Annotated in this window: 27 protein-coding genes and 1 tRNA gene; 26 read left to right on the forward strand and 2 right to left on the reverse strand. The window is 54.6% G+C overall.

Annotated elements, in window-relative coordinates; genetic code table 11:
• Positions 1 to 48: 48 nt before the first annotated feature.
• From HNQ64_RS09465 to sctU, 25 genes are all read left to right on the forward strand, one after another.
• Positions 49 to 1,065, forward strand: a complete 1,017-nt coding sequence (locus tag HNQ64_RS09465) for a hypothetical protein (RefSeq protein WP_184207845.1) — start codon at positions 49 to 51, stop codon at positions 1,063 to 1,065.
• 124 nt (positions 1,066 to 1,189) lie between these two features.
• Positions 1,190 to 2,101 carry a type III secretion system gatekeeper subunit SctW gene (gene sctW, locus HNQ64_RS09470; RefSeq protein WP_184207847.1) on the forward strand — a complete coding sequence of 304 codons (912 nt, stop codon included), beginning with the start codon at positions 1,190 to 1,192 and terminating at the stop codon, positions 2,099 to 2,101.
• A complete protein-coding gene (locus HNQ64_RS09475; protein ID WP_184207849.1) occupies positions 2,091 to 2,363 on the forward strand; it encodes a TyeA family type III secretion system gatekeeper subunit in 273 nt (90 codons plus the stop codon). Before sctW ends, HNQ64_RS09475 begins: the two co-directional genes overlap by 11 nt.
• Positions 2,360 to 2,752 (forward strand): CesT family type III secretion system chaperone, encoded by a 393-nt coding sequence (locus HNQ64_RS09480; protein WP_184207851.1) that lies wholly within the window; start codon positions 2,360 to 2,362, stop codon positions 2,750 to 2,752. The genes HNQ64_RS09475 and HNQ64_RS09480 overlap by 4 nt, the downstream gene beginning before the upstream one ends.
• The gene (gene sctX, locus HNQ64_RS09485; RefSeq protein ID WP_184207852.1) at positions 2,749 to 3,147 is read left to right on the forward strand and encodes a type III secretion apparatus assembly protein SctX; all 399 of its coding nucleotides are present in this window, start codon (positions 2,749 to 2,751) and stop codon (positions 3,145 to 3,147) included. The genes HNQ64_RS09480 and sctX overlap by 4 nt, the downstream gene beginning before the upstream one ends.
• A gap of 2 nt (positions 3,148 to 3,149) precedes the next feature.
• Positions 3,150 to 3,548 carry a type III secretion apparatus assembly chaperone SctY gene (sctY, locus tag HNQ64_RS09490; RefSeq protein WP_184207854.1) on the forward strand — a complete coding sequence of 133 codons (399 nt, stop codon included), beginning with the start codon at positions 3,150 to 3,152 and terminating at the stop codon, positions 3,546 to 3,548.
• Positions 3,549 to 3,552: 4 nt separating this feature from the next.
• Positions 3,553 to 5,646 (forward strand): type III secretion system export apparatus subunit SctV, encoded by a 2,094-nt coding sequence (gene sctV, locus HNQ64_RS09495; RefSeq protein ID WP_184207856.1) that lies wholly within the window; start codon positions 3,553 to 3,555, stop codon positions 5,644 to 5,646.
• A gap of 11 nt (positions 5,647 to 5,657) precedes the next feature.
• The gene (locus tag HNQ64_RS09500) at positions 5,658 to 6,092 is read left to right on the forward strand and encodes a CesT family type III secretion system chaperone (RefSeq protein ID WP_184207858.1); all 435 of its coding nucleotides are present in this window, start codon (positions 5,658 to 5,660) and stop codon (positions 6,090 to 6,092) included.
• A 1-nt stretch (position 6,093) separates the two neighbouring features.
• Positions 6,094 to 8,145 (forward strand): type III secretion system outer membrane ring subunit SctC, encoded by a 2,052-nt coding sequence (gene sctC / locus HNQ64_RS09505; RefSeq protein ID WP_184207860.1) that lies wholly within the window; start codon positions 6,094 to 6,096, stop codon positions 8,143 to 8,145.
• Positions 8,145 to 9,542 (forward strand): FHA domain-containing protein, encoded by a 1,398-nt coding sequence (locus HNQ64_RS09510; protein WP_184207862.1) that lies wholly within the window; start codon positions 8,145 to 8,147, stop codon positions 9,540 to 9,542. The genes sctC and HNQ64_RS09510 overlap by 1 nt, the downstream gene beginning before the upstream one ends.
• Positions 9,543 to 9,544: 2 nt before the next feature.
• Positions 9,545 to 9,829, forward strand: a complete 285-nt coding sequence (locus tag HNQ64_RS09515) for a hypothetical protein (RefSeq protein ID WP_184207864.1) — start codon at positions 9,545 to 9,547, stop codon at positions 9,827 to 9,829.
• A 31-nt stretch (positions 9,830 to 9,860) separates the two neighbouring features.
• Positions 9,861 to 10,115 (forward strand): hypothetical protein, encoded by a 255-nt coding sequence (locus HNQ64_RS09520; RefSeq protein ID WP_184207866.1) that lies wholly within the window; start codon positions 9,861 to 9,863, stop codon positions 10,113 to 10,115.
• A gap of 31 nt (positions 10,116 to 10,146) precedes the next feature.
• The gene (locus HNQ64_RS09525) at positions 10,147 to 10,554 is read left to right on the forward strand and encodes a hypothetical protein (RefSeq protein WP_184207868.1); all 408 of its coding nucleotides are present in this window, start codon (positions 10,147 to 10,149) and stop codon (positions 10,552 to 10,554) included.
• Positions 10,551 to 10,994 carry a hypothetical protein gene (locus HNQ64_RS09530; RefSeq protein ID WP_184207870.1) on the forward strand — a complete coding sequence of 148 codons (444 nt, stop codon included), beginning with the start codon at positions 10,551 to 10,553 and terminating at the stop codon, positions 10,992 to 10,994. Before HNQ64_RS09525 ends, HNQ64_RS09530 begins: the two co-directional genes overlap by 4 nt.
• An 84-nt stretch (positions 10,995 to 11,078) precedes the next feature.
• Complete coding sequence (sctJ, locus tag HNQ64_RS09535) at positions 11,079 to 11,786, forward strand: type III secretion system inner membrane ring lipoprotein SctJ (protein WP_281382913.1); 708 nt, start codon at positions 11,079 to 11,081, stop codon at positions 11,784 to 11,786.
• Positions 11,787 to 11,825: 39 nt separating this feature from the next.
• The gene (locus HNQ64_RS09540) at positions 11,826 to 12,512 is read left to right on the forward strand and encodes a SctK family type III secretion system sorting platform protein (RefSeq protein ID WP_184207873.1); all 687 of its coding nucleotides are present in this window, start codon (positions 11,826 to 11,828) and stop codon (positions 12,510 to 12,512) included.
• Positions 12,500 to 13,105, forward strand: coding sequence for an HrpE/YscL family type III secretion apparatus protein (locus tag HNQ64_RS09545; protein WP_184207875.1), 606 nt, complete (start codon positions 12,500 to 12,502; stop codon positions 13,103 to 13,105). The genes HNQ64_RS09540 and HNQ64_RS09545 overlap by 13 nt, the downstream gene beginning before the upstream one ends.
• A 10-nt stretch (positions 13,106 to 13,115) precedes the next feature.
• Positions 13,116 to 14,441 carry a type III secretion system ATPase SctN gene (sctN, locus tag HNQ64_RS09550; protein ID WP_184207877.1) on the forward strand — a complete coding sequence of 442 codons (1,326 nt, stop codon included), beginning with the start codon at positions 13,116 to 13,118 and terminating at the stop codon, positions 14,439 to 14,441.
• Between the two features lie 5 nt (positions 14,442 to 14,446).
• Positions 14,447 to 14,962 (forward strand): type III secretion system stalk subunit SctO, encoded by a 516-nt coding sequence (gene sctO, locus HNQ64_RS09555; RefSeq protein WP_184207879.1) that lies wholly within the window; start codon positions 14,447 to 14,449, stop codon positions 14,960 to 14,962.
• A gap of 61 nt (positions 14,963 to 15,023) precedes the next feature.
• Positions 15,024 to 16,175 (forward strand): hypothetical protein, encoded by a 1,152-nt coding sequence (locus HNQ64_RS09560; protein ID WP_184207881.1) that lies wholly within the window; start codon positions 15,024 to 15,026, stop codon positions 16,173 to 16,175.
• Positions 16,176 to 16,223: 48 nt separating this feature from the next.
• Positions 16,224 to 17,198 carry a type III secretion system cytoplasmic ring protein SctQ gene (gene sctQ / locus HNQ64_RS09565; RefSeq protein WP_184207883.1) on the forward strand — a complete coding sequence of 325 codons (975 nt, stop codon included), beginning with the start codon at positions 16,224 to 16,226 and terminating at the stop codon, positions 17,196 to 17,198.
• Complete coding sequence (gene sctR, locus HNQ64_RS09570) at positions 17,195 to 17,875, forward strand: type III secretion system export apparatus subunit SctR (protein WP_184207885.1); 681 nt, start codon at positions 17,195 to 17,197, stop codon at positions 17,873 to 17,875. The genes sctQ and sctR overlap by 4 nt, the downstream gene beginning before the upstream one ends.
• Positions 17,876 to 17,903: 28 nt before the next feature.
• A complete protein-coding gene (gene sctS, locus HNQ64_RS09575) occupies positions 17,904 to 18,173 on the forward strand; it encodes a type III secretion system export apparatus subunit SctS (RefSeq protein ID WP_184207887.1) in 270 nt (89 codons plus the stop codon).
• The gene (sctT, locus tag HNQ64_RS09580; RefSeq protein WP_184207889.1) at positions 18,170 to 18,964 is read left to right on the forward strand and encodes a type III secretion system export apparatus subunit SctT; all 795 of its coding nucleotides are present in this window, start codon (positions 18,170 to 18,172) and stop codon (positions 18,962 to 18,964) included. Before sctS ends, sctT begins: the two co-directional genes overlap by 4 nt.
• A gap of 3 nt (positions 18,965 to 18,967) precedes the next feature.
• Positions 18,968 to 20,014 carry a type III secretion system export apparatus subunit SctU gene (gene sctU, locus HNQ64_RS09585; RefSeq protein ID WP_184207892.1) on the forward strand — a complete coding sequence of 349 codons (1,047 nt, stop codon included), beginning with the start codon at positions 18,968 to 18,970 and terminating at the stop codon, positions 20,012 to 20,014.
• 73 nt (positions 20,015 to 20,087) lie between these two features.
• Here sctU and HNQ64_RS09590 read toward each other — a convergent pair whose 3' ends face one another.
• Complete coding sequence (locus tag HNQ64_RS09590) at positions 20,088 to 20,768, reverse strand: RNA polymerase sigma factor (RefSeq protein ID WP_184207894.1); 681 nt, start codon at positions 20,766 to 20,768, stop codon at positions 20,088 to 20,090.
• Between the two features lie 419 nt (positions 20,769 to 21,187).
• On the opposite strand from HNQ64_RS09590, the gene HNQ64_RS09595 reads away from it, so the two are divergent.
• A tRNA-Arg gene (locus HNQ64_RS09595) sits at positions 21,188 to 21,261 on the forward strand.
• Positions 21,262 to 21,264: 3 nt separating this feature from the next.
• On the opposite strand, the gene HNQ64_RS09600 is transcribed toward HNQ64_RS09595, so the two are convergent.
• On the reverse strand, positions 21,265 to 21,921 hold the full coding sequence (locus HNQ64_RS09600; RefSeq protein ID WP_184207895.1) for a HupE/UreJ family protein: 657 nt from the start codon (positions 21,919 to 21,921) through the stop codon (positions 21,265 to 21,267).
• Positions 21,922 to 21,953: the final 32 nt, after the last annotated feature.

Raw genomic sequence — 21,953 nt, forward strand, 5'->3', positions numbered from 1 at the left:
TGGCGATTCATCTTTCCATTCTAACAAACATTACGATCACGATTTGGTATGAATATATCGTTCAGCATTTCCAATACCCCCAGTCAGACTCCGAATATTGACAACTCACAACCGCTTCAGCAGACGAATGGGGCCAACAAAACATTGACCGTGAGCATCACCCCTGGAAAGGAAGGGTCCCAGGGGGGGAGTCCTCCCACGGCCATCACTTTGAGCTATCCACTCATCGGGCCAGAAGACATCTCGCTGAACGAAATCCAGCAACAGCTCAAGAATCTAAATCTGGAAGCACTCACCGGCATGACGCTGACGGCCGCTGTGCTCATCTTGAATGATCAAGTCAGCGCCTTGGCTGCCGGCATCATCAAAGGTGGGAAGGATTACCTGGAAAAAAATGCCACGGAAATTACCAAGGCTTTTGAACAGATCGAAACCCAGCTCAAGCAGACGGAAACGCAGTTGTTCGACCTGATCAACAACAGCGCCTACCCAGATTACTCTGAGTTTCTGGGCAAGATGCTCGTCGCGGCCCAGGAGCTTCGCCAACTCGCTTCAACAGCGAAACACCACATGGTCATGGCTGAGTATGACAATGTTTTGGATCAAGCGAAGCAGATGCAAGTCGCCGCCCAAAAGAACTACGAGTCCACGATGAAGGAGATCCAGGCGGCTCGCACGGAGGCCATTGGCAAAATTATTTCGGGTGCGTTATCCATCGCGAGCACGGCTGTGGGAGGAGGGCTCGGAGTTAAAACGGGGGCTGGTGGGATCGCTGGCGGGCAGATGGGCAGCGGCATCGGTCAAGCTCTGGGACAGATCGTTACGGGGGGGGCAGAACTGGCCTCTGCAAAGATGAAGGAAGATGCGGCCGCGCTGAAGCTGGAGGCGGATCTGGCTGGGGTGATCCAGAAGAAATACGAAGCCACGCAGAAGCTGCTGCAAGAGGCGCAATCCATCACGGACGAATTGGCCAACATTGGTAAAACGCTCACAGACATGATCTTGAAGCTCTACCAGGACTTTTTATCCAACCAGGCCCAGATCGTTCAGCGCTCAAATATTTGAGGGGTGAGATAAAATCCTTCTCGGCTTTGTAATCCCGCTTTTTTGAAGGGTTAAGCATAGCAAAGACTATTGTGTTTTCAGAGACAATTCAGAATCCAAAGCCTGAGGGTAGGGAGGTGGTGGCATGAGTACCATCGGCTCGGACATGAGGGCACTTGTCAGTTCCTTTTCCAGTAAGGAGGGGCTGGCAGATTCACTTGCCCAGGCTCAGCGCCAGGAAGGCCAGTTTAAGGGCCAGACGGTGACGATGCAGATGGATGCCTCTACAGCCTTGCAGAACGCTGCTGAAGAGATGACCTTTGTCGCTTCAGAAAAAGTGGAGAAAAAACTCTCTGAGCGCAAAGCGGGCTCTAAGGAATCTCTGAAACTCAGCTCGACGGAACTTGCTGAAAAGTACGTCAACATGACTGGGAAATCTCAGTCTTCTGAGAAATTCCATGAGTTCATGGACGCGGTGAAGAAGCGCGGTGCGGGAGTCAGTGAGCAAGAACTGAAGGACATGCTGCAGCGCGAATTTAGCGATGTGAGCGAGCAGTATGCAGCGATCGCCTTTACTGAAGAAAGCCTGAAGCGAGAAGACAGCCCAGAGCTGCAAGCGCTGGCGAAGAAAGCCGCGAATGTGAAAGAAACGCTTCTCAAAGAAGCGGGTCCCGCCATTCGCGCAGGCATCAACATCGCTTCAGACGTGCTCAGTTTTTCAAAGCAGGGGCTCGAACAGTTGGAAAAGCTGCGTGATCTTTACCGCTTTGCCGTTCTAGGCCGCCCCACGGTGTCTGACATGTATCAGGCTATCATGGGACGTTATGGAGAGAGCCGATTTACTCAGGCTCTGGATTTCCTAATACAGGCCGCAGGCAGTGACCTGGACGCTCATGGCATGGGGCCTTCCATGGAGTCCGCCCACCTCGAGACTGCCGTCAACAACATCAACTACGTCCAGCAGATGGGGAACCTTTACCGCGTGCTGGCAGACCTGGTGGATAAAGTCCGTCCTCATTCAACTGCGACATCTTTCAGCTTCCCGCATGGCCAATGAATACACAGCTCATGATCTCATGCGTGAGTTGCTGGAGATGACTACGCAGCGCTGGATCGATCCCAACAACTTCATTCAGATCACCAATAAAATCGGCGTCAAGGACTCTGAGATGCGCATCTACTTCCTCACTCAACTTAGAGAAAAAATCAGGCTCATACCGCTGAAGCTGTATCCCTCGGCGGATATCCGGGAGAAGATGCTGGAAGCTCTGCAGCAGGCGATGGATACTGAAATCTCACGGGAGGAGGTGAGTCTATGAGCATCATTGCCGAGACGTTGGCTGACTTTGGAAAATCCATCGGCCTGGAAAACCTCACTTTTCGTGACAATGGCACCGTGCTTTTGGACATGGAAAAGCTAGGTTCCTTGGCCATTGAGTGGATCGGAGATCGTCAAGAAACGGTGTCTTTGAGTTTGATTCGCCGGATTGAGGTGCCTGATGAAAGGGCCTGCAAACGACTGCTGGAATCATGCCATTACCGCAGTCCAGCGCCCTTTCCTACCCGCTTAGGGTTGGCAGGTGCAGGGGAGCTGTTTTTTGCAGTGCGCCTCGAGGCACGTGAATTTACCCTTCCTGGCATCCACCAAGCATTGGAGTGGCTCATCGCCGTTCATGACCAAAACAGCTCGTCTGTCCGTTACGCATGATGCAACTCACTCCAGAGGCCTTTCAGCCGCGTGTAGGTTTGTCCTCCATTGAATTGGCGGATGAATCCCCTCATCCGCTGCTGCCGGAGGATACCCATCTCCAGCCCATCAATGCGGCAGTGGAACGCCAGTTGGAGGCCATGCTACAGGCGGAGACTTTTGAGAAGGTCGTGCTCGATGCCCTGCGCCCTCAAGTGCAGGATCAGAGCGTGCTGCATCCCAGTGTTTTTCATCCTTTGAGAGACCAAGTCATGCGCAGCTTACTCCAAGAAGCCAGCCAGCAAGAAGATCCCAATATCCTGGAAGAGTTAAAGGCCGCAATCAACCTGCTGGAGCACCTGGGGGCGGTCCATGATTTGGGGGAACAATACCGTTATGCACTTTTGAAAGGCTAATCATGGAGTCTCTCAATGATAACCTCCAACCACACCTGAACACAGAGGATGAAGAGCCTGTGGCCTTCCTCGCGCTGACGCAGCGCCAGCGTGACTGGATGATGACCATGGCTTACCTGCACCTCGAACAAAGGCGCCCGGACCCTGCGCGTGTGCTTCTGAGACTTGTGTATCGGGCATTTCCAGAAGATTCAGAGGTTCAGCGCTGTCTAGCTTTGGCAGAGCTCTTAGCGGGCTCCCCCGGCGCTGCTGCCCGTGCCGCCACGCGTGCTTTTAAACAATGTGAAGAACACCTGCGGGTGCCAGTCGGGTTGGTCTTTGCCAAAGCGCTCTGGGAGCAGGGCCAGCAGGAAGCTGCCCGAGACTTTTTGGCCAGCCTGCTGAATCACGAACGACGTTAATCCCATGCTTGCTTCTGTCCAGAATGCCCTAACCAAAGGGAGTAAATACTACGACGTCATCATGGCGGTGATCGTGGTTTTGATCCTGTCTTTGATGATCCTGCCGGTGCCACCTTGGCTCCTGGACATCCTGCTAGCGGTGAATCTGTCCATCTCCATGCTGCTGCTCATGCTATCCATGTATGTGCCGCACATCTTGGAGTTTTCGACGTTTCCGTCCATGTTGTTGGTGACCACCCTGTTCCGCCTTTCGCTGAACATCACGACAACGCGCCTCATCTTGCTGGAGGCGCATGCTGGGGACATCATTTTTACCTTTGGCAACTTCGTCGTGGGAGGGAATTTCATCGTGGGTGTGGTGATCTTTTTGATCATCACCATCGTTCAGTTTGTGGTCATCACAAAGGGGGCGGAACGTGTCGCTGAAGTAGCGGCGCGCTTTACTCTGGATGCCATGCCTGGGAAACAGATGAGCATTGATGCGGATCTGCGGGCAGGAAACATCACGCAGGAGGATGCCAAAAAGCGCCGAAGCATGATCGAAAAAGAAAGCCAGCTTCATGGCTCCATGGACGGTGCTATGAAGTTCGTGAAAGGGGATGCTATTGCCGGGCTCATCATTACGGCGATCAACATTACGGCAGGGATTGCCATCGGCACTTTGCAAAAGGGCTGGGAGATCGGAAAGGCCGTTACCACTTACTCGATTCTGACCATTGGAGATGGTCTGGTATCCCAAATTCCAGCACTCCTGATCTCGATCACAGCGGGGATGATCGTGACCCGCGTGGGCAATGAGGAAGAGGGGGGGGCACTCGGCGGGGACGTGGGTAAGCAACTGCTTTCTCAACCTAAAGCGCTCATGATTGCGGCGGGTTTCCTTTTTGCTTTTGCCCTGATTCCAGGCTTCCCAAAAATCCCTTTCATCATCTTAGGGGGGATTGCTGGTGCCATCGGTTATGCCAATTTCCAAACTCAACTTACCCCAGCCGTGGTGCAGCATGATAAGCGCAACCTCCCCGCTGCCGCAGCCAGTGGAGCTAAACCTGCGATCAAACAAAAGCGGGACGATGGTGACGAGTTTTCTGTGACCGTGCCTTTGCTGATGGATGTCTCCGCTGCGAGTCAAGAAGTGGTGGATGCCAATGCGATGAACGATGAGCTCATCCGGGTCAGAAAGGCCCTGTATCACGATCTAGGAGTGCCATTCCCAGGCATCCATCTGCGCTTCAATGAGTCTCTTCCTGCCGGACAATACAAGATCTTGCTGCATGAGGTCCCCATCGCTGAGGGGATGTTTCAGGCGAAGTGTGTGCTGGCCCGTGAAAAGCCAGATTCACTGCGCATGCTCGGCATTGAGTTTACGGAAGAAAAGCCCTTTGTCCGGGGTCTGCTGCCCCTCTGGGTGCCTGAGGCGCGAGTCAAAGATCTCGAGAAGGCCAGGGTGCCTTATCTGGCACCGACTCAGGTGTTGACTTACCATTTGAGCATCATCCTCAAACGTTATGCGGGCGATTTTGTGGGCCTGCAGGAAACGAAATATCTCCTGGAACAAATGGAGGCTCAATTCCCGGAAGTGGTCAGGGAAGTGCAGCGCGTGCTTCCTGTGCAAAAAATTACCGAGGTCTTCCAGCGGTTGGTTCAGGAGGAGGTCTCCATACGCAATTTGAGAACTATTTTGCAAGCCCTCATTGAATGGGGGCAGAAAGAAAAGGAGGCAGTGCTGCTCACTGAGTATGTGCGTGCTAGCCTCAAACGCTACATCAGTTACAAATTCAGTCGGGGCCAAAACATCCTCGCGGTTTATTTGCTGGAGCCCAGCCTCGAAGAAAAGATCCGTAAAGCAGTGCGGCAAACGTCCGCTGGAGCTTACCTTGCCCTCGAGCCAATGACGGTGAAGGCCCTGCTGACTTCCGTGCGACGGGAGGTTGGAGACATCCTTGAAACGAATCAGAGGCCCGTGCTGCTGACGTCTTTGGACGTGCGCAGATACACCCGGAAACTCATCGAACAAGAGTTCTACGAACTGCCCGTGCTGAGCCACCAGGAGCTGACGGAGGAGATCACTATTCAACCCCTAGGCCGAATCGCTGCCTGATTCTTTTTGTGATGAATTTCATCTCACCACCCTCCACCTCACTGCGCGAAGCTCTCGCGGTCTTTTGTGATGAAGTCGGGCTTTCAGTGCCTGAGCCTAAACCAAATGGTGTTTATGCACTTTGGCTGGAAGATCATGAACTGCGATTCTCCCTCCAGAAGAATGCGCAGGTGATTTTGCTGGGCGTCATCGGTAGAGTGGATGACCTGGTGGCGCGCCGCCAGACTTCATCCCAGCATCTGCTGACAAGTTGCCTAACATTACATGCGGCAAGATTTAGCAAGCTCAGTGGTGAGGAGATTTTGAGCTTAGAACCCGAGACGGACGAATTGATCCTCTGGCGCTCGTTGGCTGAGCAAGATCTTTCGATTCCCACCTTTCTTCAAGCGGCCGAGGCCCTGGTGAACGAACTCGAGTTTTGGAAAAACTGGCTGACCCAATCTTAAGATGATGAATCTCTCCCGACCTTTCTTCATCACTTTCTGTCTGGCCCTGGGGGCTTTTTCTTGGAGTGAACTTTCTGCGCAAGAGTATGACCGCATCCCCTGGCGAGCGAAGCGCGTGAGCTTTCAGGCACAACAGCGGTCTGTGCGTGATCTGCTCAAAGAGCTGATGGTCTCTCAAAACTTGCCCGTCAGCATCAGTGACTCTGTCAAGGGCGTGACCAGTGGCAGCTTTAAAGACGTCGAGACCCAAGCCGTCTTCGATCAGCTTTGCGAAGCTCACGAATTGGTGTGGTTTTATGATGGTGTGCGCATGGTCATCGAAAGTGCAGATGAAGTGATCTCTCGCCCACTCGCACTCCCATACCTTACGCCTGAGGCGCTCAATGAAGTCCTGTTTAGCATCGGTTATGCCAGTGGGCCGAAGGGACGCGAGGTGCAGATCAAGCCCGGTCACCGGAGTGGGGTCTTACTTCTAGTGGGAGGGCCTCAATTCATTCAGGCCACAGAGCTGCTCGCCCGTGATTTGGACAATCAGGAAAACCAGCGGATCAATGAACAGATCACCGTGCGGACATTCCGTCTGAATTATGCCAGCGCGAACGATATCAATGTGAACACGGGAACGACCAATCGCGTTGTCCCAGGGGTGGTCAGCAGTTTGCAGCGGTTAATGGCGAATCAACCTGCAGGCAGTCTGCTCTCCACCGGTGTGGAGGAAACGAGCAATCGGGTCACACGGCCTGGACTCCGGGGAAAAGGCTTGGCCGCCATCGGCAATCCAGCCGCTGCCACTCCGCCACGTCCTTTCAACCCCTACGATCCAACGGGTTCTCAGCAGGCACAAGGGCAGGGGGCGCCGCCTCTAGAGGCTGTGGAGGAGACTGATCCCCGCGCACCGATGATCGTTGCTGACACCCGTCTCAATGCGGTGCTCGTGCGTGATGTAGCTGCACGTATGCCACTCTATGAGGAGCTTATCCGCATGCTGGATGTGCAGACGAAGGCCATCGAAATCACCGCTGCGATTGTCGATGTGGATTCAGACAACCTGCGAAATGTGGGCGTGGAGATCCTGGGTTTAGGCAAAAATGGCAATGACCTTGGGCGGCTGGGATTCGATGCAGATCGTGGCATCTTCGATGGAAATAACACGCAGGGCCAGACGCCTAGCTTTTTTGATGGGAGCAACCTCGCCCGTGGTGCTGGCTTAAATGCCACTGCCCTCATCAGTGCTGGCGGGTATGAATTACTCACTCGTCTAAGGGCCGTGGAGGAGGTGGGTGCCGGGCAAATCGTCTCCAGCCCGTCAGTTTTAACCATGGAAAACGTGCAAGCTGTAATCCGCACCGATGAGAAGGTTTATGTGAGAGTAGAAGGCAATCTCCAAGTGGACCTCTTTGACGTAACAACTGGCATTCAATTGCGCGTGACTCCCACCATCGTGAGGGAAGGCGTGCGCAATGATTTCCGTCTCCAGATTGACATCACTGACGGGAGCTTTTCCGACACACGTGTGGATAACATCCCCTCCACCCGCGAGAGTGCCATCAATACCCAGGCCATGGTGCCGGAGAACAAAACTCTTCTGTTAGGCGGCTACTCAGTGGAGCGCCGTGTGCGCAATACCCGGCAGGTGCCACTGCTGTCTAAGGTGCCTGGATTGGGAAAACTTTTCTCCCGAAATGAGAGAAATCATGAGCGCACCCAGCGGTTCTTCTTCATCACCCCACGCATCGTGGATCTGAGCACTGAGGCCACAGACCCGGCTAATTACACCACACCAGACGGTAACGAACTCGCCCTCCCGAGCTATCTCACTGGGGAGCAAACTTCCCGAGAAAAGGTGGAGGATCTGGCTCGGCGGTTGGCAGCAGGCATTCAGACTTCACCCCCTGAAATCGCGGGTAGTGGCAAGCGGCCAAACGCACTCCTGCCAGCACCTGCCAGCGTTCCGCGAGCCATGTCTTCGCCAGATGATGAGGGGGTGACCCCACCGCCCACCCCGAGTTCTACGGGTAAAAAGAATCCCATCCCTGCTTATCCCTCCCGTTAATGAGTGCACCCAAGCAACAGTGGCTACTCAAAGTAATCGCCGGTCCTCATCAGGGGGCTGAGATTGGTTTGTATGAAGGCAAGACCTTGGTCGGCAGCGACGATGAATGTGATGTCGTCCTTCATGATGTATTGGTCGCGCCGCAGCATGTGGAGTTTGAGCTTTCATCCACCTCCGGCATCACGGTTGCACCGCTTGGCGGGCGTGTGTTCATCCATGGAAAAAGGGTGAGGGAGGCACGGCAAGCCTGGCCTGCCTTTACATTCCTTTCCCTCGGCGGTTCGCATTTGGTCCTCGGGCCGACTGGCCAGGCTTGGCCGCTGCTGTCTGCGGCAGATATTCCTGAATTAGAGAAGGAGGTCGAGGCTCCTGAGGTCGTCCCAGAAGACAGCCCCGGAAATAAAGCCGTCACGGCTGAAGCGGCTGCTCCATCTGGGGTGACGCCACTAGCCCCGGTGGGTGCTGCATCGCAGCCAGCCCTCACATCCGCCTCCAGGCTGGGCCCCATCTTGGGCATCCTGGCTGGGGTGCTGCTTTTGTTGGGCTGGGCTGTCGTCTATAATGACTTTTTCTCCACCCAGAAAAAGAGTGCTGAACCGCAGAAAGAAGTCGCCGATGCAGAGGCCTCTCTTCCCATCACACGAGTGAAAGCCGTCGTGAAAGAGCTGGGGCTGGTGGAGTCCATCCAAGTGGATGAATCCGCAGGGCGTTTGACGGTTTCTGGTTATGTGGATACCGAAAGTCGGCAGAGAGAACTCCAGGCTGCCTTGCGCGCCACTGTGCCAGGACTGCGCACCAAAATCTACAGCCTCGAAAAAATTGCCTCCACCGCACGCTCCCTCCTTGAGGCACAAAGGTTGCCTTTAACAGTCTCCAGCCTCAGTGAAGGAGCCTTGCGTATCTCTGGCAAACTGAACTCTGCGGAACCGTGGATCCGCATGAAGCAGACCCTTCTCTCTGAAGTGCCAGGAATCCATGAGATCCAAGATGACGTGGAGATTGAGCCGCAGCGCTCCACCGTCGCCCAGGCATTGCCTATATCATTTGAACTGCCGCAAAAGCTCGGCGAGCCCGTGGCTCCCGTGGCTACACCATCGGCTGTTGTTTCTCAGCCAAACCCTCCTGTCACCGTGGATCCAAAGACGGAGACCTTCCTCAGTCCTGATAGCATAGATACTCCAGAAGCAACGGTGGCATCCATCCGGGGTGAAACCGCAGAGCTAGGCTACATCCGCCTGAGCACAGGCGGTGTGTATTTCGCAGGCTCTCGTCTTCCCTATGGGGGGACTGTAGATCAGATCTCTGCCGGGACTGTGACCATCATCGAAAAAGGTCAGCGCCGCACTCTCCGCCAAGGAGACAAGGTGATGAAAGAAAACACCACGATCGCTCCCTAACCATGTTTGCCAACACACTTAGAGATGCTGCCTTGAAGGCTCGCATTGACACTCCAGACTTCACTGAGGCACTCGCGGCTGATACCGAAGGCACCTTTGCCGCGGAGGTCAGCACCTACCTTGATGCCTGGAAAGAGCAGATCAAGGTTTATCAAGATGCCGGTCTTCCGACCGCAGAATTTGAGTCTTTGACTCGTCTTTCGGACAGCGTCCAGACGGCTGGGCGTGTCCTCGAATTTTTCGTGAAAATGCAACGGCTGTCTGCTCTGCAAACTCACGAGAACTGAACCCGCATACCCACCTCAACACCACCACATTATGGCAGTTACCTCCACCGTTCCGCTTTTTGGCAGTTCCAACGTTTGGACCAGCATCACGCAAATGGCCAATACCCTCAACACTGAGACCACCCAAGTCGTCAGCGACGCCTCCACCACGGACTTTTCAGATCCAGGGGCTGTCGTGCTTTTGCAGATGCGTGTGAACCAGGTCACGAACGCCGCGACCGCTGTTTCTAACCTTGTGAAGGCCATCCAAGAGCCTTCTAAAAACGCTGTTTCAAACCTTCGCTAACTGGGCGGCCGCCGCGCTTTCCATCATCACCATGGTCCCTATTGATTCAGAACTTGTTAGGCTTCTCATGCGTCTCGGTTATGCAGCAGCATGGCAGGGTCTTCATAAGGAGTCCGTGGCTATCTTTGACGGTGTCGCTGCCGTCAGACCGGAAAGTGAGATGCCCGTCATCGGGGCCGCCGTTGTGGCGATGCTCACGGGGCATGAACATATGGCCGTGGAAACTCTGCGTGAAGGTGCCTTGGCACTCAACCCGGACAGTGCGCTTGCGCGCGCCCATTTGGGCGTGGCGCAGCGCCTGTGCGGGGCTGAAGAGGAGGGCTTAGCCCTTCTCCAGGAAGTGGCCACGCAGACCACGGATGCCGATGCCGCCACTCTGGCGGGCAATGTCCTCTCTATGACACCGGAACAACTCAAACCCCATTTCAGCCGTCCATGACCCCCATCGCCCTTTCCGCCGCTGCTCAGGCCTCTGTTCCAGCCGCTTTTTCGGCTCCACTGCCTGTGACTGTGCAGGCTTCTTCCGCCGCAGATTTGGACCGTCTTCGGTCCCTAGTGGCAGGCGTGTTACCTGCGGGTGCAAACACCACTGCACAGCCTCCTGTGGGCCAGGTCGAGACGACCGGTTTTCGTACTTTAGGGGATTCGATTCTAGAAGGCGTGGCCAAGTTTAATTCAGGCTACAACGACTCTCTCGGCAACATCACCACCAAGCTCGAACAGATCTCTGCCTCCAACCCCTTGAATCTAGGAACTGATTTTGGCGAAATCATGGCCCTCCAAGTGGAAGTCGCGCGCTGGACCATGTCTGTCATGGGCGTGGATAATGCGTCCAAGGCTGGCACAAACACGGTCAAGGAACTCAGCAAAGGGGGCTAAAGTTTCCACTCGTCAGTCCCCATTTCATCCAACCCTCTTTCCCTTTTTTCTGTGCGAGCAATCCTGTCTCAATTCCGTTGGCTTATGCCACTGATGATTTCGTTCATGCTGTCAGCGTGCAGTAAAGTGCCGCTCTTCAGTGAACTCCATGAAGTGGAGGCCAATGAGATCATGGCCCATCTCATGGAACAAAAGATCGATTGTACCAAGATCGCTGGCAAAGAGGGGATGTGGAGTCTTCACGTGCCTGCGGAGGATTTCCCCATGGCCATGCAGACTCTGCAAGCCTTAGGCCTTCCGAGGCAAAAGCTGATGAAGATGGGTGAAGTCTTCCAAAAAAGTGGCCTCGTTAGTTCGCCGACGGAGGAGCGCATTCGCTTCATTGATGCCTTGAGTCAGGAGCTTTCGGATACCCTGATGAAGGTGGACGGAGTGGTCGCGGCGAAGGTTCACATTGCCTTGCCTAACAATGATCCATTGGGGGATGAAACCTTGCCCGCATCGGCCTCAGTCTTCATCAAATTTCGCCCCGGTTATGAAGTGGAAAGTTCTGGGCCCGATCTGAAGAACCTCATTACAAAATCGGTGGAAGGTCTGACCTTTGAAAATGTGGAATTGATCATGAGCCCGGCTGAGGCCGTGCCTCCCCCGCCGAAAGTCGCCTCCACGAATTTTTATACCGAATGGCAGGCGCGTCTTCCCGTCTGGGTCATCCCGGCTGCTTGTACCGGGGTTGGTTTTTTAGTGGCTCTGTCACTGTTTGGTTTTCGGGGAAAGAAGGCCAAGGCCTAACTTAATCCTCGTCATCCCCAGATTTTTCCCATCTCTTTCATGAACACGAGCGGTCACTGGTATGCTAGCCAGGCAAAGATCAATCCGGATCTCTTCCGGGTCATCTTTGATTTTAACCGCCGACCCCAATACTGGCTTCATCCTGAAGTCGTGGCAGGTTTGCCTCAGGCAAAAGTCGTTCGGGTTTTGTCACAAGGCACCCATGGGCAGTCGCATCTTTCTTCCTGGCTGCTGCAGACTCTCCAATTGGATGACTGTGAAGGAGTTTGGGATTTTGAAGAAATCCCTCGCCGACTCGCCCTCCTCAGCCCTGCTACTTTGGAACGTCTTGCCTGCTTCACAGGCGCAGCACTTTGTTGGCCGCGCATCTCGGCCATCATTGGGAAGCAGCAGATCCAGGAACTAAAGGCAAATTTAGGGGAAGAGACCCATGCTTTCGCGCTGCGCCGTGCACGAATGATCGTGCCCGAATCTGAAACCTTTCCTGCGCAAGAGAATGTCAGCCTAACGGATCAAGTGCATTCACTGGGCTGGGATGTTTTGATCAGCGCCACGAATGACGGTGCTGAGGGGCTGCGGCGTCGGCTGCTGCTGAAGTTGCCTTTGAAAATGCAGGCCAAAGTCACTCAACCCCTACCGCAAGACCAACGCGAAAAAGCGTGGCAGCGCGTCCGCCAGATCAACCGAGAAGTTTTAACTTTGGGAGAGATGAAATGCTTTGCTTAGAAACCAGTGGAGTCAAAGTAGCTCCTGCATCCAAGATCCTGAAAAAAGATGAGCATGCCTTCATTCTCGAAGGTGAGCGAATCATCGAGGCAGCACGGCATGAGGCTGCCCTCATCCGCCAGCAGGCAGAAGTCCAGGCTGAAGAGCGGCGGCAGGAGGGATTCCTCAAAGGCCAAGAAGAAGGGAAGGCCAAAATCGCCGAGCACATCGTGGAATGCATGGGGCAGAGTGCCGCCTACTTTTCCAAAGTGGAGGGCGTGATGGTGGACCTAGTGATGAGAGCTCTACGCCAAGTGGTGGGGGCCATGAATCCACAAGATGTCGTCGAGGGGATCGTTAGACGCGCTTTGGAAAGCACGCGGAATGAAAGCCAGATCACTGTGAGGGTCTCGCCTAACCAGGCAGAGTGGATCAAAGGCCGCCTTCAGGCCATCATGCAAACATTCCCCAAGATCCATTTTTTGGATGTCCAGCCTGACCAGCGATTGGCGGAAAATGGCTGCATCTTGGAAACCGAGATCGGGGTGGTGGATGCCACCTTGGAGACGCAATTGAAGGCCATCGAGAAAGCGCTCATTCGAGCCATGAAATGACCTGATGAACATGACTGCTTTCAACTTCGAGTCGCTAACCCAGCGTCTGCAGCAAGGGATGGATTCCATCCCGCCGCTGAGTCTGCGTGGCCGTGTGACTCAGGTCACGGGGACCATTTTGAAAGCCTATGCCCCTGGAGCCAAGATCGGCGAACTCTGCCGCCTGAAAAACCCCTGGGAAGATGAAGGTATTTTGGGTGAGGTGGTGGGATTTTCCAAAAACCTTGCCCTCATCACTCCGCTCGGGGAGTTGATGGGCATTTCCAGCACCACGGAGGTCATTCCCACGGGGGAGATTCATCGCGTGCCGGTGGGTAAGGAAATGCTGGGACGGGTACTGGATGGGCTTGGCAATCCCTCGGATGGGAAGGGGCCCTTCAAGATTGATGATTATTATGCGGTCACGGCAGATCCCCCGAATGCGATGACCCGTCAGTTGATCACAAAGCCTATCAGTCTAGGCGTGCGGGCTCTGGATGGGTTGCTGACCTGTGGTGAGGGGCAGCGCATGGGCATCTTTGCCGCTGCTGGTGGAGGTAAAAGCACTCTGCTCAGCCAGGTCATTCGCAATACCACGGCAGACATTGTGGTCCTCGCTTTGATCGGGGAACGTGGCCGTGAGGTGCGTGAATTTTTAGAGCGCGATCTGGGGGAAGAAGGTGTGAAGCGCGCGATTACCGTCATCGCCACGTCAGACCGCCCCTCCATGGAACGTCTAAAATGCGCCTATGTAGCGACGGCGATCGCGGAGTATTTTCGAGATCAAGGCATGAAAGTGCTCTTGCTCATGGACTCCGTCACCCGCTTTGCACGTGCCCTGCGTGAGATCGGTCTGGCTGCCGGGGAGCCGCCCACACGCCGTGGCTTTCCACCTTCCGTTTTTGCCACTCTGCCCCGCATGATGGAGCGCGCAGGCTGCTCTGACAAAGGCAGCATCACCGCACTCTACACCGTGCTGGTGGAGGGGGATGACATGACGGAACCGGTGGCCGATGAGACACGTTCCATCCTAGATGGGCATATCATCCTGAGTCGAAAACTAGGCTCGGCGAATCACTACCCGGCCATTGATGCACTCGCCAGTGTCAGCCGTCTGTTCACCGCCATCAATACGCCTGACCATCTCCGGGCAGCAGGTAAGATCCGCAGCCTCATGGCCAAATATCAAGAGGTCGAGCTTCTGGTGCGAATTGGAGAGTACAAAAAAGGCAGTGACCCTGCGGCTGACGAAGCCATCGCGAAAATCGATTCGATCAATCATTTCCTCAAACAAGGTCTGAATGAGCAAAGCAGCTTTGAGCAGACTCAACAGGCAATGATCCAACTCTCCCGGTAAACCCCATGCCACGCTATCCCCTCCATGACATGGTTTTTGTTCGCGAGCATCGCGAGGATAAGGCGAGTAAAGCCGTCACGAAGGCTCGGCGAGTCGTCATGGAAGCAGAGGAAAATTTAGCGGCAAAGAAAAAGCTCCAGCAGGACTTCACCGCGTGGCGCATCGCTGAGGAGGAGCGCCTGATTCAGTCCATCATGCGACGACCTGTGAAGTTAGGGGACATCACAGACATGCGCCTCGAAATTTCCTCCATGCGCGAGCGAGAGCTGGACTACCTAGACCAAGTCCACAAGGCTGAAGGCGAGCTCGATCGCGCTAAAGAAGCCCTGGAAGACGCTAAGAATGCCCACAAACAGGCCACACGGGATCTGGATAAACTCATCGAGCATCGTCTGGCTTGGCAGCATGAGCAAAACCTAGAGGCCGAACGTCTGGCCGATCTAGAGCTGGAAGATTTTACCCGACCTACCTTAGGCCACCCGGAATCGCTCACGGAGAACACGCGTTATGAACTCAATTGAATCTTTGGTTAGTCACACTTCTACCCCGTCAGCCCATGTTGAAGAGGGTATCATACCTCAGATGCTTACTGCCCAGGTGTCGGCCACCTTCGGAGATACCGCCGCCTTGAGCGCACTCCGTAGTTTGATCTCTGCCAGCCCACAGGAGGCTTCACAGGTTCCAGCCTTCGTCGTTCGCCAGGCCACCAGTGAATTGCCCCAGGTGAGGACTGAAGATGGTGTTAATCTGGATGAGGCAGTCTCGGAACAGGAAGTGACGGCGTTGCTTCATGTGCTGGAGGGCGCAGCACCTCAGCCAGCTGTGATGGAAGCCCTCCGTTCCTATTTTAGTGGGCCTGTGGCGGGGCAGAATCTTGGTCAGTTGCCCACCAGCGAGGGTGCGGTTAAGTTCTCGCTGCCCCGAGAAGCACGTTTGTTTCTGCAAACGGGTGAAGGGGCGGGAAACCTCCCCGCTAGCCTCCTTCCTTTCTTCACACAGGTGCGGGAGGTGCTTGCCTCAGGAGCAGTTGATACCCCAGGACAAACGACCTTAGTGGAAGATGCGCTGGCTAAACTTCAGGCTTTGATCAGACCCGAGATAGAGCCTGCGGTTTCGCAAAAAAACGCATCTAAGATCACTCCAGATCTCATTTCCAATACTGCCTTTACGAGCCTAGGCATGCGCGGAGAGAGCCGCCCGCTGTTGGACGGTGCTGCCCTAGACACCGTCGAAGAAACTCTTTCGGCGAAAGAGTTAGCTCCGCTGCCCACCCATTTAGGACACGCGATTTTGCAATCTCTCGATAGGCAGTCGTCCATGACATCGGTCGGCAACAGGGGCCAGGTGGATCCTAGTGTCCACGTGCATCGGCTGGAACAAGTGAGTGCCCTGATGACCGAAATGGCTGACCGTGTTTTGGTCACAGATCCCCTCCACGGCCAGGCGCAGGAGGTGCGTATCAAACTGGCTGAGCACCTGATCCCAGATACTGAAGTGCGTGTCTGGCATGGGGAAGGGGGGCAGCTTCGAATCGAGTTCGAAACGACATCGGGTTACTGGGCTCGTGTTCTCAATGAAGCCACTCCCCAGTTAGCACAGCGTTTAAATGAAAAACTCGCCTTGCCAGAGGCTGCTTGGGTCAGTGTCTCTCAGCAAGGTGGGCAGCCCGGAGACGGGCGCTCACGCAACCGACAAACCCCTTGGGATCTGGCCGCTGCCAACCAAGAGCCCTAACCAACCCCTCCCTTGAGTCGAGTGAGTCCTCTTCCTGCGTCATCTCCCATGTCAGTCTTGCGCCCAGAGTTTGTTCGTTTGGCCAATCGTCTCGCTGGCCAGAGGCGTCCTCTGCGTTTCTCCTGGAATGGCCAGCCTACGGAATGGATGCTTCTGCATTCACCAGCCCCGGCCCGTGGCAGTTGGGTGATCCATCTATTGTTAGGCGGTCATGTCATTGGGCTGGAGATCAATCGGCTGCCTGAGCTGGCATTCTTATCGCCTGAGCTTGCAGGTATTGACCTTCATGAAATGCCCCAAGAACTAGCCTGCGGGTTGCTGGAATCTTGTTTAGCAGAGATTTTTCTAGCCTTAGGCCAAGCTGGCGTGGATGTGAATATCACGGGAGTTCAGCCTTTTACTTTCCGCCATGCGCCTGAAGAAGTCATCGGCTGGACTTTGAACCGCGGAGCGGACATTGGCTGGATGCATGGCACTCTCTCTGGAGATGATGCCGCTCTCAGCCATCTGGCCAGCCTGGTCACTCGTGCAGCTGCAGAGCCCAGCATCGAAGACGGTGCCATTCCTCTCCCCATTCATTTGGTGGCAGGCACTCTGGGCATGACTCTGGCAGAGCTCCAAACCGTGGAAGCTGGGGACGTACTCCTGGCGGATCTCTCACGCTACCAAACTGGGGGCGTCTGCACGCTCTCCGTTTCGGGTAGAAATCTGGGCATTGGACATGCCACGGGCACTGCTTTCTCCCTTCAACAACTCACTCCCCCATCCTCAAGCACCATGGCTGATGTCGCCACCGCCTCCTCCATCAACGATCTAAATGTAGAGCTCACCTTCGTGGTCGGTCAGACGACTTTGACTGTGGGAGAACTGCGGAACTTAGCCGTCGGTTTTACCTTTGAACTGCCGACACTGACTGGTCAGGGCATCAGCATTTGTGCGAATGGCAAAGACATCGGCAGGGGCGAGATCATCGAGGTGGGCGGTCATCTCGGTGTGCGTGTCACAGAGCTTTTTGTATCATGACTTCCTTTCAGATTCCAGATCCTCTCACGCTGATCTTGCTGACTGCGGTGCTTTCTATGGCGCCGTTTTTCGCCATCATGGCGACGTCGTATGTGAAGCTCGTCGTGGTGCTTAGCCTGGTGCGGAACGCGCTCGGCATTCAGCAGATTCCACCCAACATGGTGCTCAATGGCATCGCTGTCATTCTCACCATCTATATCATGGCACCCGTGGGGCAGGCGACTTTCGCGGCTGTGGAAAATGAAGACTTCAAAGATTTTAATGCCGCTAAACTGCGGGTGGTGCTGGAAAAGGGCTCCACCCCCATTCGGGAGTTTTTAAATCGTCACACCACCTCCCATGAAAAAATCTTCTTCCTCGATACAGCGCGTCGGGTGTGGGGAAATCAGTCGAAGATTGAAATCTCCGATAGCAGTTTCTTTGTCCTGATCCCAGCCTTCACGGTGAGTGAATTGACCTCGGCCTTTCAGATCGGCTTTTTGTTATACCTACCCTTCATCGCCATTGACCTCATCGTCTCAAATATTCTTTTGGCGATGGGGATGATGATGGTCTCACCCATGACCATCTCTCTGCCCTTCAAGCTGCTCCTTTTTGTGCTGATCGATGGGTGGGCCCGGCTCATCCATGGCCTGGTCCTGACCTATGTACTACCCGCTGCGGGTGGTGGAGGCTAATGTGTAACCCCTTTGCGCCTTATTGCGAATGAACCAAGGTTTTCTGCTCGAAACCACCAATCAGGCCCTCATTTTGGTGCTGATTTTGTCCATGCCTCCCATCATCGTAGCGACGGTGGTAGGGGTCTTGGTCAGCCTCCTCCAGGCACTCACCCAGGTGCAGGAACAGACTCTAGGCTTTGCGGTGAAGCTCATCGTCGTCACGGTGGTCTTGTTGCTCACCGCAGGCTGGACCGGGGCTGAGATGTTCAAGTTTACCCTGCATATTTTTGAGACCTTTCCGACTCTACGCCGATGATGGAGAATCCCGATGTGCGGACGATTTTTCTCGTCATCGCCTTCACCGTGCCACGCATGATGTCTGCGCTCCTGATCTCACCTTTTTTTGGAGATCAGTTCATCCAGGGCATGGCACGGCAAGTCGTCATCATTTCCCTGAGTTTGATGGCCATTCCCATCACTTTGAAAGCAGGCATCAGCATCCCAGATACCAGCTTTTGGCCTTTGTATCTGCTGGGGGTCTTGGTGAAAGAAATCGTCCTCGGCCTGTTGATCGGGTATGGCACGGGTCTGGTCTTCTGGATCGCTGAAGGAACCGGCTTCTTCATTGATAACCAGCGTGGCAGTTCCATGGCGGAAATGTTTGATCCCATGTCTGGTGGCAGCAGCTCCCTCTTCGGCGTTTTATTCACCAAGGTGTTAGGTGTCTTGTTCTTTCTGGGGGGAGGTTTTGCCGCCTTCCTCACGATCATTTACGATAGTTACGTCACCTGGCCGGTCTTCTCTTACTTTCCCCAGTTTCAGCAGACCTTTGCCATGGCCAGCCTGAATTTGTTAGATGGCGTCATGAGTTTGATCGTCACCTACTCGGCCCCGATCATCGTGGCCATGTTCATAGCAGAATTCGGCCTGGGACTGATGAACCGCTTCAGCCCTCAATTAAATGTCTTCTTTCTGGCCATGCCGGTCAAGAGTGGCATCGCTTCTCTGCTCATCATTCTGTATCTCGTCTTTCTCCTGGAATTCTTCCGGGGGCAGATCATGACCCCAGAGCGATGGAGTCTTTTTTATCAGGGCTTTTTCAAATGAATCATGAGTGAAAAGACGGAACAACCCACGCCGAAAAAGCTACGCGATGCTCGCCAAAAGGGGCAAGTCGCTAAAAGCCAGGATGTCAATTCCGCCGCTCTCACGGTCGCTTGCTTTGTCACCATCTCGATCTTGTGGCCTCCTTATGTGGAAGAATGCAAGGCCCTGCTCACCCTGCCCACAGCCTTTTACACACAGCCCTTTCGTGAGGTAGTTGATGAAGTTCTGTACGGCATTGTTTTCAAAATACTGCTTCTTTCTGCGCCCCTTTTAGCCGTCGTCATGGTGGTGGGCATCGCAGCCAACTTTGTTCAGATCGGCTTTTTGTTAGTCTTAGAACCCATCAAACCCGAGCTCAAAAAGATCAATCCTCTGGATAAAGCCAAGCAAATGTTTTCGATGAAGAACCTCGTCGAATTTGGCAAGTCAGCTTTGAAGGTCATCATCATCGCAGTCCTGATTTTTTGTGTGACACGAGATGCTCTGGATCCTCTCACCCGGATCCCTTATGCAGGCAAAGAAGGCGTTCTTCAATCGCTCAAACCCATGCTCAGCACCCTGGCGGTGAACATCACCCTCGTGTATGTCGCCATCGCTGCGGCCGACTATTTCTTCCAAAAATTCCAGCACATCAAACAGCTCAAAATGAGCAAAGACGAGGTAAAACGTGAATTTAAAGAGAGCGAAGGGAACCCTGAGATCAAAGGCAAACGCAAACAACTGCACCAAGAAATGGTGATGAACGACACCATGGAGCGCACACGTAAAGCCAGCGTGGTGGTGACCAATCCCACCCACCTCGCGATTGCCATTTATTACCGCGAAGAAGACAACCAAATGCCCAAGGTCCTGGCCAAAGGCGAAGACTATGTGGCACGCCGCATGGTGGAGGTGGCCAAGCAGGAGGGCATACCCATCATGCAACACATTCCTTTAGCCCGAGCTATTTATGAGAAGGTGGACATGGATCGCTTTGTGCCCGCAGATCTCATTGAGCCCATGGCAGAGGTCCTGCGTTGGGTGAAAGAATTCCATGAGCAACAGCATTGATGGAAAGCTTTGCCTTTGGGCAAACTGAGTGGCCTAACACCAAGTGCCACAGGTGTTGAGGCATTCATTCCGATCAGGATGCTACTGCCTCTAACAGCATGCGGATTTCCTGCTCAATATCGGCAGGGTTCTCCACCGTCTGCGCAATCTCTTCGCGCAGCAGTTCTCCATAGCGCCTCCGCATTCGATAAACTGAGACCGCAATCGTTCCTGTGCTCATGCCCAGCGTTTTCGCTAACTCCTCATACGAATTCGGGTTTGCACTCCCAGCTAGGTAAGGTTGGAGCGCCGTGAAAAGATGCAGCTTGCCCGCATTGACGTAGTCCGCCTCCAGGGCCTTGACAGCCCGTTGCAGGAGATTTTCAGCCCAGTTGCGTTCAAAGAGCTTCTCCGGTGAATCGGGATGCGCGAGTTCACGGTCAAAACGTTCTTCATCGTCATTCGCATCCAGCGGGACGAAGGTGACCCTGCCGCCGCGTTTTTCCGTGCGCTGTTTCCGGGCCTCATTGCTGACAAAATGCCGCAATGCTCCTAACAAAAAGGAACGAAATCTTCCCCGCTCAGGATCGGCATGAGCCAGCACGTTATTTTCCAGCACATGCACGAAAAAGCCCTGGGCTAAATCTTGGGCATCCTCTGGTGAATAGCCTTGGCGCCGGACAAATGCATAGATGGGATACCAGCAGGCGCGGCACAGGTGCTCCATGTCACGTTGGGCCGCTTGGCTCTCTAAATCTGAAGCTCGAAGGACCATGCTCCAGCGAGTGGTCCGGAAGGCCTCTTTTGGCTTGCCTCCGCTCTCCGCTAGGTTGCTATTAGAACTGTGAAACGGCCCATCCATGATCACCTGACAAATGAATCAGTGAATCACATGAGCGGAAAGTGATGCAAGCGCAAGTCTCTGCTTCGGTGAAATACCACCATGGGGTACATTCTTCTAGTGGCCCTGCTCCAAATCTGCCCTTGAGCAATCCGTCTGGCTGTATCGCCCAGCCTCATCCACACGAATGCTTCGCCAATTAGAAGCCTGCAAAGCGCAGTCGCCCCGTCGTTTTTTCCCCAGATTGCTTTTTGATCCATGACGCTCCGGCCCTGACAGCACTGCTGGAGAGAACATGAAAAGAATGTTGCAAAACCGCTAGAGCCAACTAAAGCCCCTTCCAACCATCGAATGCGCCCGTAGCTCAGTGGATTAGAGCACCGGATTTCTAATCCGATGGTCGCTGGTTCGAATCCAGCCGGGCGCACTTTTACCAACGGGCCCAGGCCCAGTGGAGGCCGGAGAGGGCGATGAGGCTGAGGGCGGGGAGGCAGATGCGGGGGCGGTACCAGGGGCGTTGCCACCAGGGACTGAAAAGGATGACGAGGGCGGCGATGAGGACGAGTTGTCCGAGCTCGACGCCGAGGTTGAACCCGAAGAGGGCGGAGACGGGATTGCGGCGGATGTTTGCCGTCTGCACAAAGCTATGGGCAAAGGCGAGGCCGTGGATGCCGCCGAAGGCCAGGATCATTAGCGGTCGCCAGCGCTCCAGGCGCGTGGGGTAAAGGCCTTCGAGAGCGAGAAGGGCGATGCTGAGTCCGACGCCGATTTCGACCCAATGACCCGGCACGGCGAGGCCGGTGATGACCACGAGGCCCAGCACCATGGAATGGGCCAGGGTGAAGAGGGTGGTCTGCACCAGCAGAATGGGCAGGGTGCGGGAAAGAAAGAACAGGCCGAGGATGAAGGCGATGTGGTCCAGCCCCTCAGGAAAGATGTGCCGGAAGCCGGAAAGCATTTCCTCTCCTAGGATCTGGAGATCCAGCGTGCCCAGGAGCTGCGGCATGAGTTCCTGCAAGCCCAGCAGAAGGAGCAGGGGAGCTAGCAAGAGACTGTGGAGGCTTTTCAGCATGAGGGCGGCTAGCATAACGGGACAACCTAGGCCGTCCTGATGATTTT

The sequence above is a fragment of the Prosthecobacter dejongeii genome (assembly GCF_014203045.1).
Classification (GTDB): domain Bacteria; phylum Verrucomicrobiota; class Verrucomicrobiia; order Verrucomicrobiales; family Verrucomicrobiaceae; genus Prosthecobacter; species Prosthecobacter dejongeii.

Bases quoted from the DNA above. Each gene is read 5' to 3' on its own strand.
- HNQ64_RS09465 (WP_184207845.1), top strand. From the start codon at position 49: ATGAATATATCGTTCAGCATTTCCAATACCCCCAGTCAGACTCCGAAT.
- sctW (WP_184207847.1), top strand. From the start codon at position 1,190: ATGAGTACCATCGGCTCGGACATGAGGGCACTTGTCAGTTCCTTTTCC.
- HNQ64_RS09475 (WP_184207849.1), top strand. From the start codon at position 2,091: ATGGCCAATGAATACACAGCTCATGATCTCATGCGTGAGTTGCTGGAG.
- HNQ64_RS09480 (WP_184207851.1), top strand. From the start codon at position 2,360: ATGAGCATCATTGCCGAGACGTTGGCTGACTTTGGAAAATCCATCGGC.
- sctX (WP_184207852.1), top strand. From the start codon at position 2,749: ATGATGCAACTCACTCCAGAGGCCTTTCAGCCGCGTGTAGGTTTGTCC.
- sctY (WP_184207854.1), top strand. From the start codon at position 3,150: ATGGAGTCTCTCAATGATAACCTCCAACCACACCTGAACACAGAGGAT.
- sctV (WP_184207856.1), top strand. From the start codon at position 3,553: ATGCTTGCTTCTGTCCAGAATGCCCTAACCAAAGGGAGTAAATACTAC.
- HNQ64_RS09500 (WP_184207858.1), top strand. From the start codon at position 5,658: ATGAATTTCATCTCACCACCCTCCACCTCACTGCGCGAAGCTCTCGCG.
- sctC (WP_184207860.1), top strand. From the start codon at position 6,094: ATGATGAATCTCTCCCGACCTTTCTTCATCACTTTCTGTCTGGCCCTG.
- HNQ64_RS09510 (WP_184207862.1), top strand. From the start codon at position 8,145: ATGAGTGCACCCAAGCAACAGTGGCTACTCAAAGTAATCGCCGGTCCT.
- HNQ64_RS09515 (WP_184207864.1), top strand. From the start codon at position 9,545: ATGTTTGCCAACACACTTAGAGATGCTGCCTTGAAGGCTCGCATTGAC.
- HNQ64_RS09520 (WP_184207866.1), top strand. From the start codon at position 9,861: ATGGCAGTTACCTCCACCGTTCCGCTTTTTGGCAGTTCCAACGTTTGG.
- HNQ64_RS09525 (WP_184207868.1), top strand. From the start codon at position 10,147: ATGGTCCCTATTGATTCAGAACTTGTTAGGCTTCTCATGCGTCTCGGT.
- HNQ64_RS09530 (WP_184207870.1), top strand. From the start codon at position 10,551: ATGACCCCCATCGCCCTTTCCGCCGCTGCTCAGGCCTCTGTTCCAGCC.
- sctJ (WP_281382913.1), top strand. From the start codon at position 11,079: ATGCCACTGATGATTTCGTTCATGCTGTCAGCGTGCAGTAAAGTGCCG.
- HNQ64_RS09540 (WP_184207873.1), top strand. From the start codon at position 11,826: ATGAACACGAGCGGTCACTGGTATGCTAGCCAGGCAAAGATCAATCCG.
- HNQ64_RS09545 (WP_184207875.1), top strand. From the start codon at position 12,500: ATGCTTTGCTTAGAAACCAGTGGAGTCAAAGTAGCTCCTGCATCCAAG.
- sctN (WP_184207877.1), top strand. From the start codon at position 13,116: ATGACTGCTTTCAACTTCGAGTCGCTAACCCAGCGTCTGCAGCAAGGG.
- sctO (WP_184207879.1), top strand. From the start codon at position 14,447: ATGCCACGCTATCCCCTCCATGACATGGTTTTTGTTCGCGAGCATCGC.
- HNQ64_RS09560 (WP_184207881.1), top strand. From the start codon at position 15,024: ATGCTTACTGCCCAGGTGTCGGCCACCTTCGGAGATACCGCCGCCTTG.
- sctQ (WP_184207883.1), top strand. From the start codon at position 16,224: ATGTCAGTCTTGCGCCCAGAGTTTGTTCGTTTGGCCAATCGTCTCGCT.
- sctR (WP_184207885.1), top strand. From the start codon at position 17,195: ATGACTTCCTTTCAGATTCCAGATCCTCTCACGCTGATCTTGCTGACT.
- sctS (WP_184207887.1), top strand. From the start codon at position 17,904: ATGAACCAAGGTTTTCTGCTCGAAACCACCAATCAGGCCCTCATTTTG.
- sctT (WP_184207889.1), top strand. From the start codon at position 18,170: ATGATGGAGAATCCCGATGTGCGGACGATTTTTCTCGTCATCGCCTTC.
- sctU (WP_184207892.1), top strand. From the start codon at position 18,968: ATGAGTGAAAAGACGGAACAACCCACGCCGAAAAAGCTACGCGATGCT.
- HNQ64_RS09590 (WP_184207894.1), bottom strand. From the start codon at position 20,768: ATGGTCCTTCGAGCTTCAGATTTAGAGAGCCAAGCGGCCCAACGTGAC.
- HNQ64_RS09600 (WP_184207895.1), bottom strand. From the start codon at position 21,921: ATGCTAGCCGCCCTCATGCTGAAAAGCCTCCACAGTCTCTTGCTAGCT.